We start from the raw sequence: 18157 nt of genomic DNA, 5'->3' as shown, positions 1-18157 counted from the left end.
CTACCATGTTGACTATTTTGTTTGCATGGTTTCAACCTTACGACATGGACGTTGTGGGGTATGTGAAACAGCCCCATTTGGCGGGATGCTAAGTGGACGTTAAATAAGAAACCCTTGAAGATCATTAATATGACTGAATCTTTTGCTCAACTCTTTGAAGAATCCCTGTTAAATATTGAAACTCGTCCTGGTTCTATCGTTCGTGGTACTGTTGTTGCCATCGATAAAGACGTAGTTCTGGTAGACGCAGGTCTTAAATCAGAATCTGCTATTCCAGTAGAACAATTCAAAAATGCTCAGGGTGAGCTTGAAATCCAAGTTGGCGACGAAGTCGATGTAGCGCTGGATGCAGTAGAAGATGGTTTCGGTGAAACTATCCTTTCTCGTGAGAAAGCTAAACGTCATGAAGCATGGCTGATGCTGGAAAAAGCTTACGAAGAAGCTGAAACTGTTACTGGTGTTATCAACGGTAAAGTAAAAGGTGGTTTCACTGTAGAACTGAATGGCATTCGTGCGTTCTTACCAGGTTCACTGGTAGATGTACGCCCAGTTCGTGATACTACTCACTTGGAAGGCAAAGAGCTTGAGTTCAAAGTAATCAAGCTGGATCAGAAACGCAACAACGTTGTTGTTTCTCGTCGTGCTGTAATTGAATCTGAAAGCAGCGCTGAGCGCGATCAACTGCTGGAAAATCTGCAAGAAGGCATGGAAGTTAAAGGTATCGTTAAGAACCTTACTGACTACGGTGCATTCGTTGATCTGGGCGGTGTTGATGGCCTGCTGCACATCACTGACATGGCTTGGAAACGTGTTAAACACCCAAGCGAAATTGTCAACGTTGGTGATGAAATCAATGTTAAAGTTCTGAAATTTGACCGTGAGCGCACACGTGTATCTCTGGGTCTGAAACAACTGGGCGAAGATCCTTGGGTCGCAATCGCTAAACGTTATCCAGAAGGTACTAAACTGACTGGTCGCGTTACTAACCTAACTGACTACGGCTGCTTCGTTGAAATTGAAGAAGGCGTTGAAGGTCTGGTTCACGTTTCAGAAATGGATTGGACTAACAAAAACATTCACCCATCTAAAGTTGTTAACGTTGGTGATGTTGTTGAAGTTATGGTTCTGGATATCGATGAAGAACGTCGTCGTATCTCACTGGGCCTGAAACAGTGCAAATCTAACCCATGGCAGCAATTTGCAGAAACTCACAACAAAGGCGACCGTGTTGAAGGTAAAATCAAGTCAATCACTGACTTCGGTATCTTCATCGGACTGGACGGCGGCATCGATGGCCTTGTTCACCTGTCTGACATCTCCTGGAACGTTACAGGCGAAGAAGCAGTTCGTGAATACAAAAAAGGTGATGAAATCGCAGCTGTTGTTCTGCAAGTCGACGCAGAACGTGAGCGTATCTCTCTGGGCGTTAAACAGTTAGCTGAAGATCCATTCAACAACTACCTGGCAGCGACTAAGAAAGGCGCAATCGTAACTGGTAAAGTAATCGCAGTTGATGCAAAAGGTGCAACTGTAGAACTGACTCTAGGCGTTGAAGGTTACCTGCGTGCATCAGAAGCTTCACGTGACCGTGTTGAAGATGCAACTCTAGTTCTGAACGTTGGTGATGATGTTGAAGCTAAATACACAGGTGTTGATCGTAAAAACCGTGTAATCAACCTGTCTGTTCGCGCGAAAGATGAAGCTGACGAAAAAGATGCTGTCGCTACTGTGAACAAACAAGAAGATTCTGTATTCGGCAACAGTGCTATGGCTGAAGCTTTCAAAGCAGCTAAAGGCGAATAATTAAGTATCGGGGTAACTTGTTACCCCTTTGTAACGGTAGTTTAGGGAGGTACTATGACCAAGTCTGAGTTAATTGAGAAACTGGCTAGCCAGCAATCTCATCTTTCAGCGAAAACCGTAGAGGAAGCTGTAAAAGAAATACTTGAGCATATGGCGGATACGTTAGCAAGTGGTGAACGTATTGAAGTCCGTGGATTCGGCAGTTTTTCTCTTCACTACCGTGCTCCACGTGTTGGCCGTAATCCAAAAACTGGAGATAAAGTGGAGTTGGAAGGTAAATACGTTCCTCACTTCAAGCCAGGTAAAGAATTACGCGACCGCGTAAATATTTATGGTCAATAACAGACTGTAAAGCTTAATTATTACACCCAAACAGCGTTTATGTTTAACATGACGCTGTTTTTTTTATGTTTTTTTTATGTTTTTTACAGGTCGCTATCTTCATTTTTCAACGTATCATCCCAATCTCAGTTCTTAATCCTCGATTCTTAAATGATAAAATCAATTTTTCAAATTCATAATAGTTTTGCGAAGCGCTTCCCAAGTAAATGAATGTATTTCATTGTTGGCAATGATTTCTGGGAACGGCTTTGTTTGTTCAATTAATCAGTACTGAAAAAACAATAAATATATTTTAAGTTATTTCCCTCACGTAATCGAAGGAAAGTGGCTTAAATGAATAAGAAGAAGATAACTAATTTAGCTTTACTTACCTGTACAGAAGCCGCTATTTCGGTCATAGCCGGTATCTTACCATTACTTTTTTTACCGAGGTTACCCTCGATAAGTAGTACTAATCTTATTATATTAATTTGTCTTTTTTTCTTTTTTTTCTGCAAAACGAATAAAGCAGGGAAATATATTTCCTTAACAATTATCATTTTTTTATGGAGTTGTTTGCATGGGGTCGATATACAGGAAAAAATAAATTTCTTGTCAAAGAAACACCATCAATTAGAAATAGCGATTGTGAGTATTCCTCTAAAAGAGAAGGAGGAAAAACTTAAAGTGAGAATTAATAAAATTAACTCGGTAGTCGTATTTCCTCCGTTATATGCAACTTGGAAAGGAAAAGTAAATGGGAATGACGAAATCTGCGCAGGGCAAGTCTGGAAAATAAATGCCAAGTTAAACCCGTTACATGCATCTCTCAATGAAGGTGGGTTTGATCAACAGCGTTATCAATTATCACAAAGGATTATCGGGACATTAAAAAGTAAACAAGTAGAGGTACTCGATACCCAATGTTCTTATAGGCAAAAAACAATTAATCAATTTATCGATAAAATTTATCCATTAAATAATTCAGGTATTATTTATGCTCTAATGTTTGGTGAACGAGGCCTATTAAAACCTGAAATTTCATTATTATTGCAAAATACAGGGCTTACACATCTTATTGCAATATCGGGTTTACATATCGGAATGTCCTATTTATTGGGCTACTTACTTGCTCGTTTATTACAATACGGTCTTCCTGCTAGATTGATTACAACAAATATGCCAATCCTTGTTGGACTGGTATTTGCTTTTCTCTATGCATGGGTATCAAATTTTGCGATCCCTGCAACAAGAGCCCTTTTGGCTTTATTATTGTGGGTATATATCCGAAAGCAGCCATTTTATTGTTTCTCATGGCAATGGGCTTTATGGAGTATTGCTTGCCTATTATTAATCGATCCACTTTCGATTCTATCAGATAGCTTTTGGTTGTCGAGTTTTGCTGTATTGGCAATTCTATACTGGTTTACTGTATTTCCATTACCCCCAAATCTTAGCCAAAGAAAGATTTTGAGTAAGATTTTACCGTTAATCCACTTACAAATTGGTTTGCTCATTTTGTTGGTCCCCATACAGATTATGCTATTTAAGGGGGTAAATGTGATGAGTTTTTTTGCTAACCTTTGGTTTGTTCCTCTTGTCTCTTGGGTCGTTGTCCCATCCATTTTTGGTTTGTTTTTGGTTCCCATTGAATATATTCAAAATATAATCTTAATATTTATCGATAAGGTCATTACATTTGGTCTGCAACCTTTGTACATTCTGAGTGATTATTGGGTTGAATTAGGTGAAATTTCATTTTATTTATTACTTTTTTGCTGGCTAGGGGCTTGGGTTATATTGTTTGGTTGGTACAAAAAGTATATTGGGTTATTGGGCTGTGTCATTATTTTATTGCTAATGGATATTTTCAATAAAAAACAATTAGATAAAGAATGGAGCTTGACGATTTTAGATGTGGGCCATGGCTTAGCTGTTGTGATTGAGCAAAATAATTTAGCAGTCTTATTTGATACTGGTAACCGCTGGCAAGGAGAGAGTAATGCCAAAAGACAAATTATTCCTTTTCTGAAACACCATAATATAACACCAATAAGTGTAATTTTTAGCCATAACCATTTGGATCATACTGGGGGGATTAATGAGCTAAAAAAGCATTATCCTTGGCTCAATATGCGTAGTAGTTTTGGTACCCAATATCGATTGGGAAAAAATCAAAGTGGAATTAAAGCCAAACATCTTCCTTGCTATAAAGGACAAAAGTGGCAGTGGGGAAAGTTAACATTTGAGGCTCTTTGGCCTGAAAAGTTATCTAAAATTTCACACAATGATGATTCATGTGTTATTCAATTGACCGATGGCTACCATAAAATTTTATTGACAGGGGACTTAGAAAAGCGAGGTGAGAAAGCGATGACGGCTTTGTACAAAACAAGGTTACGTTCCAATATATTATTCGCTCCACATCATGGTAGTAACACGTCTTCAACGGCATTATTCTTAAGAACAATTAAACCATCAATCGCATTAATTTCTTCAGCGAGGTACAGTCCATGGAAAATTCCATCGGATAAAGTCTATTTCAGGTATAAAAATAATAAGATCACGTGGTTAAATACATCCGAAAATGGTCAGGTAACTTTATGGTTTAAAAGAGAAAAAGTAAAAGTCCTGCGATATAGATATGAAATTAGTCCCCGCTGGTATCATCTGTGGTTTGGCTTGCCGCTGTTTCCCGAGTAGAATAGTGCGCTTACATTAAGTCTGGTAAATAAAAGTATGAATGATAAAGACCTTTCGACAAAACAAACTTTTCGCCGCTTATGGCCGATGATTGTACCGTTTAAAGCGGGTTTAATTGTTGCAGCAATAGCTCTTATCATTAACGCGGCGGGTGATGCGTTTATGATTTCTTTATTAAAACCTTTACTCGATGAAGGGTTTGATAAAGCAGATAATGACGTCTTAAAATGGCTCCCCCTTGCAGTATTAGGATTAATGGTTGTCCGTGGTTCATCTAGCTTTGTTTCTACCTACTGTGTTTCATGGGTATCGGGCAAGGTGGTCATGAATATGCGCCGAAGACTGTTTGGCCATATGATGGGAATGCCTGTTAGCTTTTTTGACCAGCAATCAACAGGAACACTTTTATCACGGATCACCTATGATTCGGAACAAGTTGCTTCATCAGCTTCTGGCGCATTAATCACGATTATTCGTGAAACGGCTTACATCACTGGTTTGTTTGTGATGATGTTTTATTACAGCTGGCAACTTTCCCTTATTTTAATTGTGATCGCCCCGATTGTGTCTATCACTATTCGAATTGTCTCTAAGCGTTTTCGTAATATCAGTAAAAACATGCAAACAGGTATGGGGCATGTTACGACGAGCGCTGAACAAATGCTAAAAGGGCACAAAGAGGTTTTAATTTTTGGTGGGCAGAAAGTTGAAACGAAGCGTTTCGACAAAGTGAGCAATAATATGCGCCGCCAAAATATGAAAATGGTGACCGCATCGGCAATCTCCGATCCTATCGTTCAGCTAATCGCCTCATTTGCATTAGCCTTTGTCCTGTTTGCGGCCAGTTTTCCTGAAATTCGTGACCAATTAACGTCAGGAACAATTGCCGTTGTCTTCTCATCAATGTTTGCATTAATGCGTCCTTTAAAATCATTAACCAACGTGAATGCACAATTTCAACGTGGTATGGCGGCTTGTCAGACATTATTTGTCATATTAGATACAGAACAAGAGAAAGACGAAGGAACGAAAGTTCTTAAAGAAGTAAAAGGCGATATCGAATTTGATCATGTTACTTTTACTTATGCGACGAAAGAACATCCTGCACTAGAAGATGTTTCGTTTACGTTACCTGCGGGCAAATCCGTTGCTTTAGTGGGGCGTTCGGGGTCAGGTAAATCGACAATTGCTAATTTGATTACCCGTTTTTATGACATTGATAAAGGCAGTATTCGTATTGATGGACATGATATCCGGGAATACACTCTTTCATCATTACGCAGCCAGGTTGCTTTAGTCTCTCAGCATGTTTACCTGTTTAACGATACCATTGCGAATAATATTGCATATGCAACAGATGGTAACTATAGCCGTGAACAGATAGAAAAAGCCGCTCATATGGCTTATGCCATGGACTTTATTGACAAGTTAGATAAAGGCTTAGATACAGTTATTGGCGAAAATGGTGTGATGCTATCGGGTGGTCAACGTCAACGTATAGCAATAGCGCGAGCACTGCTACGTGATGCACCTATCTTGATCCTTGATGAAGCAACATCGGCTTTGGATACAGAGTCTGAGCGCGCAATACAAGCAGCACTTGATGAGTTACAAAAGAATAGAACATCACTGGTTATTGCTCACCGACTATCAACTATCGAAAATGCGGATGAAATCTTGGTTGTTCAAGATGGGCACATTATTGAGCGCGGAACGCATGTGGACTTACTGGCTAAAGAGGGTGCCTATGCCCAATTACACAGGATCCAATTTAAGCAATGATTGAGCGAATTTGGTCAGGTAAATCATGGCTATATATTTTGCTACTGCCGTTGTCTATTTTGTATGGGTTGATAACGGCGGTTAGGCTTATTGGCTATAAAACCGGGCTATTTCGTTCTTGGAAGGCACCTGTTCCTGTCGTTATTGTAGGTAACTTAACGGCAGGCGGTAATGGTAAAACGCCCGTCGTAATTTGGTTGGTTGAATCATTAATCAGCGAAGGCTACCGAGTTGGCGTTGTTTCTCGAGGGTATGGCGGTAAATCCAATCACTATCCATTAGTTCTTGATGGAAACAGCACGACAGAATTAGCCGGTGATGAGCCTGTGTTGATTTACCATAGAACCAAGGTTCCTGTTGCCGTTGCGCCAAAACGTAGTGAAGCAATCAAAGCGTTATTAGATAAAAACCAATTAGATGTCATTATTACCGATGATGGCTTGCAGCACTATGCGCTACAACGGGACTATGAGATTGTGGTTATTGACGGTCAGCGCCGTTTTGGTAATGGTTGGTGGTTACCTGCTGGGCCGATGCGTGAAACAACGTGTCGCCTGAAAAGTGTCAATGCGTTGATTACCAATGGCGGCCAGCCACACAATAATGAAATAGCCATGTCACTGGAAGGTGATGTGGCTATAAATCTTCTTAGCGGAGAAACACGCCCCGTCACACAATTAAGCGCGGTGGTTGCAATGGCGGGGATTGGGCATCCACCTCGTTTTTTTGCTTCTTTACAAAGTAAAGGCTTAACCTTGTTAAGTGTGCATGCCTTCTCAGATCATCAACCGTATGAGCAACAACAGCTATCTTCATTAACTAAATCAAACGAATGTTTGTTAATGACAGAAAAAGATGCCGTTAAATGCCAACCTTTTGCTCAAGCTAATTGGTGGTACTTGCCGGTAAACGTGGAATTAGAGAAAAATGGCTCTCAAACTATCCTAAGCGAAATAAAAAACATCATTTCAGATAATAAAAAAACTTGCCTATAATGTATCACTGTGATAATAATATCGCCATTGTGATATAGATCCACTTATTATGTATAGGGATGCAATACATTAGTAACTGGGTTTTATACTAGCTTAAATTTTACGGTCCGTTCTTTAGTTAGTCTTCATATCCTCGCAATATCTACATTAATACTCGTTTTGTCATCATAATGTCAAAATACACTGTTAATTTCACAGTAGATACTCGGTGTCTGAAATTCACTATAGGATCGTAGTACATAAACGGTGCACAACAATTAAGTGCATCAATATTGGTAAAGGTTTAATTACTCTTAGACTGTTTGTATACCAAAAATAATTCAAGAAAAACGTAGTTGATAAGCCGTGAATAAATAAATGTAGTTGGGTACATAAAAATGTAAGTACCCCAATTAACAGAGTATAGACAATGGCTTAGTATCTTGAAGAGTGATGGGTAAATCGGCAAATCATAATGGGAAGACAGCAAAGAGTAATGATAAAACGATAAAAAGAAAAATTGTTCTTAGAACAAAAGGAGTTTTAATATGAATTTTCAATTACATATGGGTCGAGTTAAATGGTTTGACGCAAAAGAAGGTTACGGTTTTATTTCACCATTCAACGGTGGTGATGATGTGTTTGTAACAAGTAAATCAATTGCTAGTACTAAAATTAAATCATTGTTCGAAGGCCAAAATGTCGAGTTTTCTGTGACTCGCAGCTCATGTGGCATAACAGCCGCTGATGTTATAGCTTACTAATTAAATAGTTAACAGAACTATTTCTCCTGCACATTATCCTCTTATCTTCTGCAGGAGACCTTATCTAGAAAGATTAAAGTTAACGGTGATATCTGCATGTGATATCCTGACTCCAAGTGAGTTAATTCCATTTGGGAGAAAACATGGATCACCGTTTACTTGAAATCATTGCTTGTCCTGTCTGCCACGGCAAATTAAGTTACAACAAAGACAACCTCGAATTAATCTGCAAATTTGATCATCTCGCATATCCAATTCGAGATGGTATTCCTGTTCTGCTAGAAGTTGAAGCGCGTCAAGTTTCATTAGATGAAGGACAGTAACCATTATGTTCACGGTTATCATTCCTGCTCGTTATGCATCAACACGATTACCCGGTAAGCCACTGGCCGATATTCATGGCAAACCGATGGTTGTACGTGTAATGGAACAAGCGATAAAGTCAGGGGCAAGTCGAGTCATTGTCGCGACTGACCACCCAGATGTTGCTGCTGCGGTTATTCAGGCAGGTGGTGAAGCTTGCATGACAAACCCAGACCATCAATCAGGCACAGAAAGATTGGCAGAAGTCATCGATACTTATGGTTTTTCAGATGATGAAATCATTGTGAATGTGCAAGGAGATGAGCCTTTAATTCCACCTGAAATTATTAGCCAAGTTGCTGGTAATCTTCAAGGAAGTAAGGCTAACATGGGGACTTTGGCCGTTCCAATCCATGATGCCGCTGAAGCTTTTAACCCAAATGCGGTTAAGGTTGTGACGGATAACGAAGGTTATGCTCTCTATTTCTCTCGAGCCACGATCCCTTGGGATAGAGATAACTTTGCGGTGAGTCAGGATAAAATCAGTGACTGTTTCTTACGTCACATTGGTATTTATGCTTACCGTGCAGGTTTTATTCGTCGCTATATTAAATGGGAAGCTAGCCCACTAGAAAAAATCGAGATGCTCGAGCAACTTAGAGTGCTATGGTATGGTGAGAAAATCCATGTCGCAGTGGCTGAAAAAACGCCGGGAGCAGGGGTTGATACTCCACAAGATCTTGAGTTAGTGAGAAAACAATTTATTTTATAATCACAGTCTCGCTAAAATAAAAGGTGTACACTTTAAGATGAGTGACACCTTTTTTTGTTTTTATTCTGCAGTAACACTTTCAGGCGTCAGTAAAATTGGCTCGATAGATTGGCTATTATCCGGTTTTAAATGCCACCAAATGGTGCCAATTAGTTCATACCAAGCTCGTTCACTATGACCAAAGTAATTAGATGATGGGATATATTTCTCCCATGGATTGATACCGCTGGTAATAACCAGTTGATTTGCCGGAGCAGGGAATGGCTGCATGCCTCTGCGGGTAAACATGGTTATTGCTCTTGGTAAATGGTTTGCTGATGTCACGAGTAAAAAAGGCTCTTTACCAATAATCTTCTCAACTTCAAACGCTTCTTCCTGTGTGTCTTTAGGTTCAGTCAAGGGGATAGTATCTTCAGGTGGAACACCTAAAGATTGAGCCACTTGCGCCGCAACCTCTGCGCTACTTATGCTGCTGTTGGCTTTTCCACCGGTGAAAATAAGCTTGCTACCTGGATGTTTTAGATACAGGCGCACCCCTTCGGTAACGCGAGGAAGACTATTGTTTAATAAATTAGCACTTGGACTCCAATCAGGGTTGTAGGTAAAACCACCACCGAGAACAACAATATAATGGATATTTTCTGGCGGATTACGGGTTATGAGTTCATAACGCTGGTTATATTTCCCTTCAACGGGGGCGAGCAAGGTATCAGAGATGGGTTGTAGCCCTAATAACATGATGATGACTAAGCTGGCGGTAACTAAGGTTTTCCCACTTTTTTGCCAGCGAGTAAACCACAGTAAAATTAAGCCGATAAACCCAATAATCAGTAGCAAGGGTAATGGCATCAAGAGCGAGCCAATATATTTTTTTAATAGGAATAACATAGTAAGCCTAATTTAGAAGGTTATTGATAACGTATTGTGTTGAATTAATCCTGTCATACAATTGAACCTAATTCACAATTATTTTGCAGCTCAGCGCACACACTATGATGCCAAAATGAAATTCAATCAGCAAAATAAAGTACTATGCAAAAATATAGCTATTATCTGTTATAATTCGGGATTACGTCATCACCCAAATCCAACACAATTAAACGAAATATGAAAGCAACAGACTATGTTGATCATCTGCTCGAATTAACTGGTTTTCATTAAGCTCAAGATAAGAACTGACTGATTTTGGTGTTGTACGATATTGATGAATTATAAGCAACTGGATGGCACATGGCAGACCGCAACTTTGATGATATTGTCGATAAATTCGCAAAAAATATCTATGGAACGACAAAAGGTAAGATTCGCGAAGCGGTTGTTTGGCAAGATCTGAATCACTTATTAGAAAACCATTTTAAAGGTGAAACTTTACGCATACTTGATGCTGGAGGCGGTGAAGGCCATTTTTCGCGCAAACTTGCAGCGATGGGGCATAAAGTCATACTTTGCGATTTATCTGAAGAAATGCTCGAAAGAGCCAGTGAACTTGCGCAAGAACAAGGGATTAGTGAAAACATACGCTTTGTTAACAGCGCAGTACAAGATATTGCCCAGCATTTAAATGAACCGGTTGATCTGGTACTCTTTCATGCTGTGCTTGAATGGATTAGCGATCAAAAATATGCAATTGAACAGTTGGTCGATATAATCAGACCAGAAGGCATATTTTCTGTCATGTTCTATAATGCAAATGGCTTAGTGATGCGTAATGCAATTTTAGGTAATTTCCATCTTGCAACGCCTCACATTCAACGTAGACGAAAACGTTCGTTGTCGCCGCAAAATCCACTCTTCCCGCAGCAGGTTGATGAGTGGCTGTTGGCTTGTGGAATGGATATCTTAGGTAAAAGTGGCGTAAGAGTGTTTCATGACTATCTACAAAGCCGGCAGTTACAACAAAAAGATTTCCCCGCATTGCTGGCGCTTGAACAGCAATATTGCCGTGAAGAACCCTATATTAGCATGGGGCGTTATGTTCATGTGATGGCACGAAAACAAAAACAAAAGGACGATTTATGAGTGAGTTATCCCAGACCGTCCCCGAACTTGTGTCTTGGGCTCGAAAGAATGATTTTGCGATTTCACTCCCCGCAGAGCGATTAGCATTCTTGCTGGCGGTAGCAGTACTAAACAGCGAACGGATTAATGGTGAAATGAGCGAAGGGGAGCTAATTGATGCCTTTCGTGAAGTCTGTAAAGGTTTTGAGCAAACCACAGAATCACTTTCGGTCAGAGCGAATAACGCCATCAATGATATGGTTCGCCAAAAGATATTTAACCGCTTTGCTAGTGATTTTATCGAAGGAAATGCAATTTACCGTTTAACTCCGCTTGGCATTGGGATTAGTGATTACTACATCCGCCAACGTGAGTTTTCAACATTACGATTATCGATGCAGTTATCGATTGTTGCGGGGGAATTGCAAAGAGCTGCGGAATCAGCAGAAGAAGGTGGTGATGAATATTATTGGCATCGACATGTTTTTGCCCCATTAAAATATTCAGTTGCTGAAATCTTCGATAGCATTGACTTATCACAGCGTATTATGGATGAGCAGCAAAATTCAGTTAAAGAAGATATTGCGGCGTTGTTGAATCAAGATTGGCAAGCGGCTATCGCTAACTGTGAGCAATTATTGTCTGAAACATCAGGTACATTGAGAGAATTGCAAGATACGCTGGAAGCAGCAGGCGATAAACTGCAAGCTAATTTGCTACGCATCCAAGAAGCAAATATGAATGCGCCTCAATTCTCTGATATGGTTGATAGATTAATTTTTGATTTACAAAATAAATTAGACCGAATTGTCAGCTGGGGACAGCAATCTATTGATTTGTGGATTGGTTATGACCGCCACGTGCATAAATTTATCCGTACTGCGATTGATATGGATAAAAATCGCATATTTTCTCAACGCTTACGTTTATCTGTTCAGCAGTACCTCGATAGCCCTTGGGCATTGACCTATGCCAATGCGGATAGGCTATTTGATATGCGTGATGAAGAACTTTCGTTACATGATGAAGAAGTGACGGGTGAATTACCACCAGAGCTTGAGTTTGAAGAGTTTAGTGAGGTTAATGACCGATTGGCTGAATTAATTGAATCTGAGCTCGCATTCTATAAAACGGATCAGCAGCCATTAGATATGGGTCGTATCCTGCAAGCGTATTTAAAACAGTATCCACAGAAGCGTCATTTTGATGTCGCACGTATTATTATCGATCAGGCTGTAAGACTAGGTATCGCAGAGGCTGAACTGGCGGGATTACCGGCAGAATGGCAAGCTATTAATGATCACGGAGCCAAGGTACAGGCACATGTCATCGACAAATATTGAACAATTTATGCCAGTAAAGCTGGCTCAAGCATTAGCTAACCCTATTTTTCCAGAACTCGACAGCCAGTTGCGTTCAGGGCGTCATATCAGTATTGATGACCTTGATAATCACGCATTTTTAATGGATTTTCAGGAAGATTTGGAACAATTTTACTCACGTTATAACGTTGAATTGATCCGTGCACCAGAAGGTTTTTTCTATTTGCGACCTCGTTCGACGACCTTAATTCCTCGCTCAGTCCTGTCTGAGCTAGACATGATGGTGGGTAAAATCCTGTGTTACCTCTATCTCAGCCCTGAGCGACTCAGTAATCAAGGTATTTTTACCTCTCAAGAGCTATTTGAAGAACTTTTATCGCTGGCTGATGAAAGTAAATTATTGAAATTTGTTAACCAACGTTCGACAGGCTCTGACTTAGATAAACAAAAATTGCAGGAAAAATTAAGAACCTCTCTGAACCGTTTACGTCGTTTAGGTATGGTGCATTTTCTGCAAAATGATTCGAGTAAATTTGTGATTTTCGAATCTGTATTTCGTTTCGGCGCGGATGTACGCAGTGGGGATAATCCACAAGATGCTCAACTACGCATGATCCGTGATGGTGAAGCTATCTCCCTTGAAGGAGCATTATCGTTGCAAGATGGCGAGGAAGATGAAGCTGAAGATGGCCAAGAAACAGCAGAAAGTGATGGGGATGAACAACAATGATTGAACGCGGAAAATTTCGCTCACTGACGCTGGTGAATTGGAACGGTTTTTTTGCACGTACCTTTGACCTTGATGAATTAGTTACCACTCTTTCCGGAGGTAACGGTGCGGGTAAATCAACCACCATGGCCGCTTTTATTACGGCGATGATCCCAGATCTGACCTTGCTTCATTTTCGTAATACGACGGAGGCTGGGGCGACATCGGGTTCCCGCGACAAAGGTTTACACGGAAAATTACGTCCCGGTGTTTGTTATGCCATTTTGGACGTTTTGAACTCTAAACACCAGCGTGTGATGGTCGGGGTACGCTTACAGCAAGTTGCGGGTCGCGATAAAAAAGTCGATATTAAACCCTTTATGGTTCAAGGGGTTCCAATTGCGACGGTGCCTACTGATATTTTAACGGAAGTACTTGATGGCCGTCAGGCTAAAGTCATTCCTTTAAACGAATTAAAAGAGCGCTTAGAAGAGCAAGAAGGCATTCAGTTTAAACAATTTAACTCGATTACAGATTACCATTCTGTCTTATTTGAGCTTGGCGTATTACCAAAGCGTTTACGATCCGCTAGCGATCGCAGTAAATATTATCGTTTGATTGAAGCCTCCCTATATGGCGGGATTTCCAGTGCGATTACCCGTTCTTTGCGTGATTATTTATTGCCTGAAAATAGCGGAGTACGTAAAGCATTCCAAGATATGGAAGCCGCATTGCGTGAAAATCGCTTAACACTTGAAGCAATTCGCGTTACTCAGTCAGACCGCGATCTATTTAAACATTTGATTAGCCAAGCAACAGATTATGTTTCGGCTGATTATATGCGTCACTCAAATGAGCGACGAATTCATTTAGATGCGGCCTTGGCTGCCCGTAATGAATTACTGGCGAGTCGTAAACAGCTTAAACTTGAGCAAGTTCGCAGTGTTGAAATGGCACGTGAACTTAATGAACAAAATGTTTCTTCATCTGATTTAGAAGCAGATTATCAAGCCGCGAGCGATCATTTGAACTTGGTTCAAGCCGCTTTGCGCCAACAGGAAAAAATCGACCGCTATCAAGCCGATATCGAAGAATTAACTTATCGCCTTGAAGAGCAAAGTGAAGTTGTCGCAGAGGCGACAGAAAGCCAAGAAGAATTTGAAGCGCGTTCAGAAGCCGCTGAAATTGAAGTCGATGAACTGAAAAACCAATTAGCAGATTACCAACAAGCATTAGATGTTCAGCAGACCCGTGCTATTCAGTACCAACAGGCATTACATGCGCTTAACCGGGCTCGCGAACTATGCCAACTACCTGAATTATCAATTGAAAATGCAGACGAATGGCTGGAAACATTTGAAGCTCGGGAACAACAAGCGACAGAAGCCTTGTTGATGCTAGAGCAAAAAATGAGTGTAGCAGATGCAGCTCATAGCCAATTTGAACAAGCTTATCAACTCGTTAAAACGATGGTGGGTGAAGTCAGTCGTAGTGAAGCCTATCAGCAAGCACGTACATTGTTGCGAGACTGGTCATCACAGCTGCATTTAGCAGAGCGTGTACAGCCTTTACGTATGCAACTTTCTGAATTACAACAACGTTTAGATAGCCAGCGTAATGCTGAAAGACTGCTTAGTGAATTCTGTAAGCGTCACGGTCAGAGTTATGAGCCGGATGAGCTAGATGCCTTAATGGCAGAGCTTGAAGCTCAACAAGAAGAACTGAATATTGGTGTTAATGAAAGCGGCGAAAGACGTATGCAGATGCGTCAAGAATTAGATCAAATTCGCCAGCGTATTCAACAGCTTTCATCTAAAGCACCGGTTTGGATTATGGCGCAAGAGGCCTTAACTCAGCTTAACGAACAATCGAATGAAACCTTTGAAACCAGTACGGCAGTTACTGAATTTATGCAGCAACTGCTTGAACAAGAAAGGGAAATCACCGTTGAACGAGATGAAATTGCTGGGCAAAGGCGTGAGCTAGAAAAACAAATTGAACGTTTAAGCCAACCAAGTGGTGCGGAAGACAACCGTATGCTCGCATTGGCTGAACGTTTCAACGGCGTATTACTTTCTGAAATTTATGATGATATTCCGATTGAAGACGCGGCTTATTTCTCTGCATTATACGGTCCTGCTCGTCATGGTATTGTTGTCCAAGATTTATCCGCAGTACGTACTCAGTTGGAAACTTTACAAGATTGCCCTGATGATATTTATTTTATCGAGGGGGATCCATCATCCTTTGACGACAGTGTATTCGATGCACAAGAATTTGAAAAAGCAGTACTTATTCGCTCATCTGAACGCCAGTGGCGTTATTCTCGTTATCCAGAATTGCCATTATTTGGTCGTGCAGCCCGAGAAAGTCATCTTGAGTCTTTAACTTTAGAGCGGGATGCATTAGCTGAACGTTATGCGACCCTTTCTTTTGATGTGCAAAAAATTCAGCGTTCGCACCAAGCTTTTAGTCGTTTTATCGGACAACATATTTCTGTTGCTTTTGAAAGTGATCCCGAAGCTGAAATTCGAACTTTGAATCAAAGACGTACTGAGCTTGAACGCGCGTTATCGCAATTTGAAGAGCAAACTGGGCAACAGCGCCAGCAGTTTGCACAAGGTAAAGAAAGCTTATCAGCACTTAACCGTTTATTGCCTCAAGTGGGTTTATTAATGGATGAAACGTTAGCGGATCGCGTTGAAGAAATTAATGAAGAGCTCTCAGAAGCAGAAGAAGCTGCGCACTTCCTGAATAAGCATGGTAATGCACTGGCAAAACTTGAACCGATAGTTACGGTATTATTGAGCGATCCTGAGCAGCATGACCAGCTACGTAAAGATTACGAACAAGCTAAACATAGCCAGCAAAGTGCCAAACAACAAGCCTTTGCATTGGTTGAAATTGTTCAGCGTCGAGCACACTTTAGCTACAGCGATTCCACTGGCATGGTCAGTGAAAATTCTGATTTAAATGAAAAATTACGCCAACGCTTAGAGCAGGCAGAAGCAGAACGTGCTCGCTCGCGTGAACAATTACGTCAACATCAGTCACAAGCTTCACAATATAATCAAGTCCTTGCCTCCCTTCGTAGCTCATTTGATACTAAGCAAGAGATGTTAAAAGAGCTTCAAGCCGAAATGCAGGAAATTGGTGTTAAGGCAGATCCTGATGCTCAAGAACGAGCTCGTATCCGTCGTGATGAATTGCATCAATCTGTGATGGCGAACCGTACTCGCATCAACCAATTAGAAAAACAGCTAACGTTATGTGAAGCTGAAATGGATAATTTGCAAAAACGCCTGCGTAAGTTGGAAAAAGATTATTACCAGTTACGTGAGCAGGTCGTTTCGGCGAAAGCGGGTTGGTGTGCGGTTATGCGCTTAGTGAAAGATAACGGTGTTGAGCGTCGCTTGCACCGCCGAGAGCTTGCTTATACTGATGGTGATAGTTTACGTTCTATGTCGGATAAAGCCTTGGGGGCACTACGTTTAGCGGTTTCAGATAATGAACATTTGCGTGATGTACTACGCTTATCGGAAGATCCCAAACATCCTGACCGTAAGATTAAATTTTTTATTGCGGTGTACCAACACCTGCGTGAACGTATTCGCCAAGATATTATCCGTACCGATGACCCAATCGATGCCATTGAACAAATGGAAATTGAGTTAGCGCGTTTAACGGAAGAGTTGACTGCTCGTGAACAAAAATTGGCAATCAGTTCGAAAAGTGTGGCAAATATTATTCGCAAAACCATCCAACGTGAGCAAAATCGTATTCGTATGCTTAACCAAGGGTTGCAAGCCGTCTCATTTGGTCAGGTTAAAGGTGTTAGGCTGAATGTGAATATTCGTGAAAGCCATGCACTGTTACTGAGTGTGCTATCTGAAGAAAGCGAAATGCATCAAGACTTGTTTACCAGTCAGCGTTTGACCTTCTCTGAAGCGATGGCAAAATTGTATCAACGTTTGAATCCACAAGTGGATGTGGGGCAGCGTTTACCTCAAACTATTGGTGAAGAGCTGCTTGATTATCGAAACTATCTGGAGATGGATGTTGAAGTTAATCGTGGTTCAGATGGTTGGCTGAAAGCGGAAAGTGGTGCGCTATCAACCGGTGAAGCGATTGGTACGGGTATGTCCATCCTTGTTATGGTGGTACAAAGTTGGGAAGAAGAGTCTCGTCGGCTACGTGCAAAAGACATTATTCCATGTCGCTTGCTGTTCTTAGATGAAGCTGCTCGTCTGGATGCTAAATCGATTGCAACCTTGTTTGAGCTCTGTGACAGGCTGGAAATGCAATTAATTATCGCGGCACCTGAGAATATCAGCCCGGAAAAGGGAACGACCTATAAATTGGTACGTAAGGTATTTGGCACTAATGAACATGTGCATGTTGTTGGACTAAAAGGATTTGGGCAAGAGGATCCTGTTTCTCAAGTACCACAGATCCAGTAATACATTCTATTTTGCTCGTGATTTGAAAACCGGCATTCGGCAACGATGTCGGTTTTTTATTTATTTTTTAATCTGAATTAATTGCCTAGCTCACATAATTATAACGTTAGTCACTAACTGAGAGCATTAATGAGATATAAGTCTCATTTTAATGTAATTAAAACTCATATCATCACTCTTGTTGTGATTAAAGATCACAAATTTCACTTGGTTTCGATAGAAAACCGCGATAAACAACTCAAGGGC

The 18157-nt window shown here is 40.8% G+C and carries 13 protein-coding genes; 12 read left to right on the top strand and 1 reads right to left on the bottom strand.

The genetic code is table 11. The features are described 5' to 3' along the window. The first annotated feature begins 129 nt into the window (after positions 1 to 129). From rpsA to kdsB, 8 genes are all read left to right on the top strand, one after another. Complete coding sequence (rpsA, locus tag M998_RS04755; RefSeq protein ID WP_068442194.1) at positions 130 to 1803, top strand: 30S ribosomal protein S1; 1674 nt, start codon at positions 130 to 132, stop codon at positions 1801 to 1803. Between the two features lie 54 nt (positions 1804 to 1857). Next, positions 1858 to 2145 carry an integration host factor subunit beta gene (ihfB, locus tag M998_RS04750; RefSeq protein WP_068442196.1) on the top strand — a complete coding sequence of 96 codons (288 nt, stop codon included), beginning with the start codon at positions 1858 to 1860 and terminating at the stop codon, positions 2143 to 2145. 333 nt (positions 2146 to 2478) lie between these two features. Then, a complete protein-coding gene (locus tag M998_RS04745; RefSeq protein ID WP_068907825.1) occupies positions 2479 to 4827 on the top strand; it encodes a DNA internalization-related competence protein ComEC/Rec2 in 2349 nt (782 codons plus the stop codon). 36 nt (positions 4828 to 4863) lie between these two features. Then, a complete protein-coding gene (gene msbA / locus M998_RS04740) occupies positions 4864 to 6609 on the top strand; it encodes a lipid A ABC transporter ATP-binding protein/permease MsbA (RefSeq protein ID WP_068907822.1) in 1746 nt (581 codons plus the stop codon). After that, on the top strand, positions 6606 to 7604 hold the full coding sequence (gene lpxK, locus M998_RS04735; RefSeq protein WP_068907820.1) for a tetraacyldisaccharide 4'-kinase: 999 nt from the start codon (positions 6606 to 6608) through the stop codon (positions 7602 to 7604). The genes msbA and lpxK overlap by 4 nt, the downstream gene beginning before the upstream one ends. Before the next feature lie 527 nt (positions 7605 to 8131). Continuing rightward, complete coding sequence (locus M998_RS04730) at positions 8132 to 8347, top strand: cold-shock protein (RefSeq protein WP_068442207.1); 216 nt, start codon at positions 8132 to 8134, stop codon at positions 8345 to 8347. Positions 8348 to 8490: 143 nt separating this feature from the next. After that, positions 8491 to 8670 (top strand): Trm112 family protein, encoded by a 180-nt coding sequence (locus tag M998_RS04725; protein ID WP_068442210.1) that lies wholly within the window; start codon positions 8491 to 8493, stop codon positions 8668 to 8670. A 5-nt stretch (positions 8671 to 8675) separates the two neighbouring features. Continuing rightward, positions 8676 to 9422 (top strand): 3-deoxy-manno-octulosonate cytidylyltransferase, encoded by a 747-nt coding sequence (gene kdsB / locus M998_RS04720; protein ID WP_068907817.1) that lies wholly within the window; start codon positions 8676 to 8678, stop codon positions 9420 to 9422. A 60-nt stretch (positions 9423 to 9482) separates the two neighbouring features. Here kdsB and elyC read toward each other — a convergent pair whose 3' ends face one another. Next, positions 9483 to 10310, bottom strand: coding sequence for an envelope biogenesis factor ElyC (gene elyC, locus M998_RS04715; protein WP_068442214.1), 828 nt, complete (start codon positions 10308 to 10310; stop codon positions 9483 to 9485). A 342-nt stretch (positions 10311 to 10652) separates the two neighbouring features. Between elyC and cmoM the strand changes: the two genes are divergently transcribed. The 4 genes from cmoM to mukB are packed head-to-tail and all read left to right on the top strand — an operon-like array spanning position 10653 to position 17911. Then, entirely contained in the window at positions 10653 to 11441 is a 789-nt protein-coding gene (cmoM, locus tag M998_RS04710) for a tRNA uridine 5-oxyacetic acid(34) methyltransferase CmoM (protein WP_068907815.1), read from the top strand. After that, positions 11438 to 12763 carry a chromosome partition protein MukF gene (gene mukF, locus M998_RS04705; protein WP_068442220.1) on the top strand — a complete coding sequence of 442 codons (1326 nt, stop codon included), beginning with the start codon at positions 11438 to 11440 and terminating at the stop codon, positions 12761 to 12763. The genes cmoM and mukF overlap by 4 nt, the downstream gene beginning before the upstream one ends. Further along, the gene (mukE, locus tag M998_RS04700; protein WP_068907813.1) at positions 12744 to 13472 is read left to right on the top strand and encodes a chromosome partition protein MukE; all 729 of its coding nucleotides are present in this window, start codon (positions 12744 to 12746) and stop codon (positions 13470 to 13472) included. Before mukF ends, mukE begins: the two co-directional genes overlap by 20 nt. Further along, on the top strand, positions 13469 to 17911 hold the full coding sequence (gene mukB / locus M998_RS04695; protein ID WP_068907811.1) for a chromosome partition protein MukB: 4443 nt from the start codon (positions 13469 to 13471) through the stop codon (positions 17909 to 17911). Before mukE ends, mukB begins: the two co-directional genes overlap by 4 nt. Positions 17912 to 18157 lie beyond the last annotated feature (246 nt).

Origin of the sequence: Providencia heimbachae ATCC 35613 (genome assembly GCF_001655055.1) — a bacterium.
In the GTDB taxonomy this organism is placed as follows: domain Bacteria; phylum Pseudomonadota; class Gammaproteobacteria; order Enterobacterales; family Enterobacteriaceae; genus Providencia; species Providencia heimbachae.
Note: the sequence above shows the minus strand (reverse complement) of the source record. Positions and strands in the feature narration are given on the sequence as shown.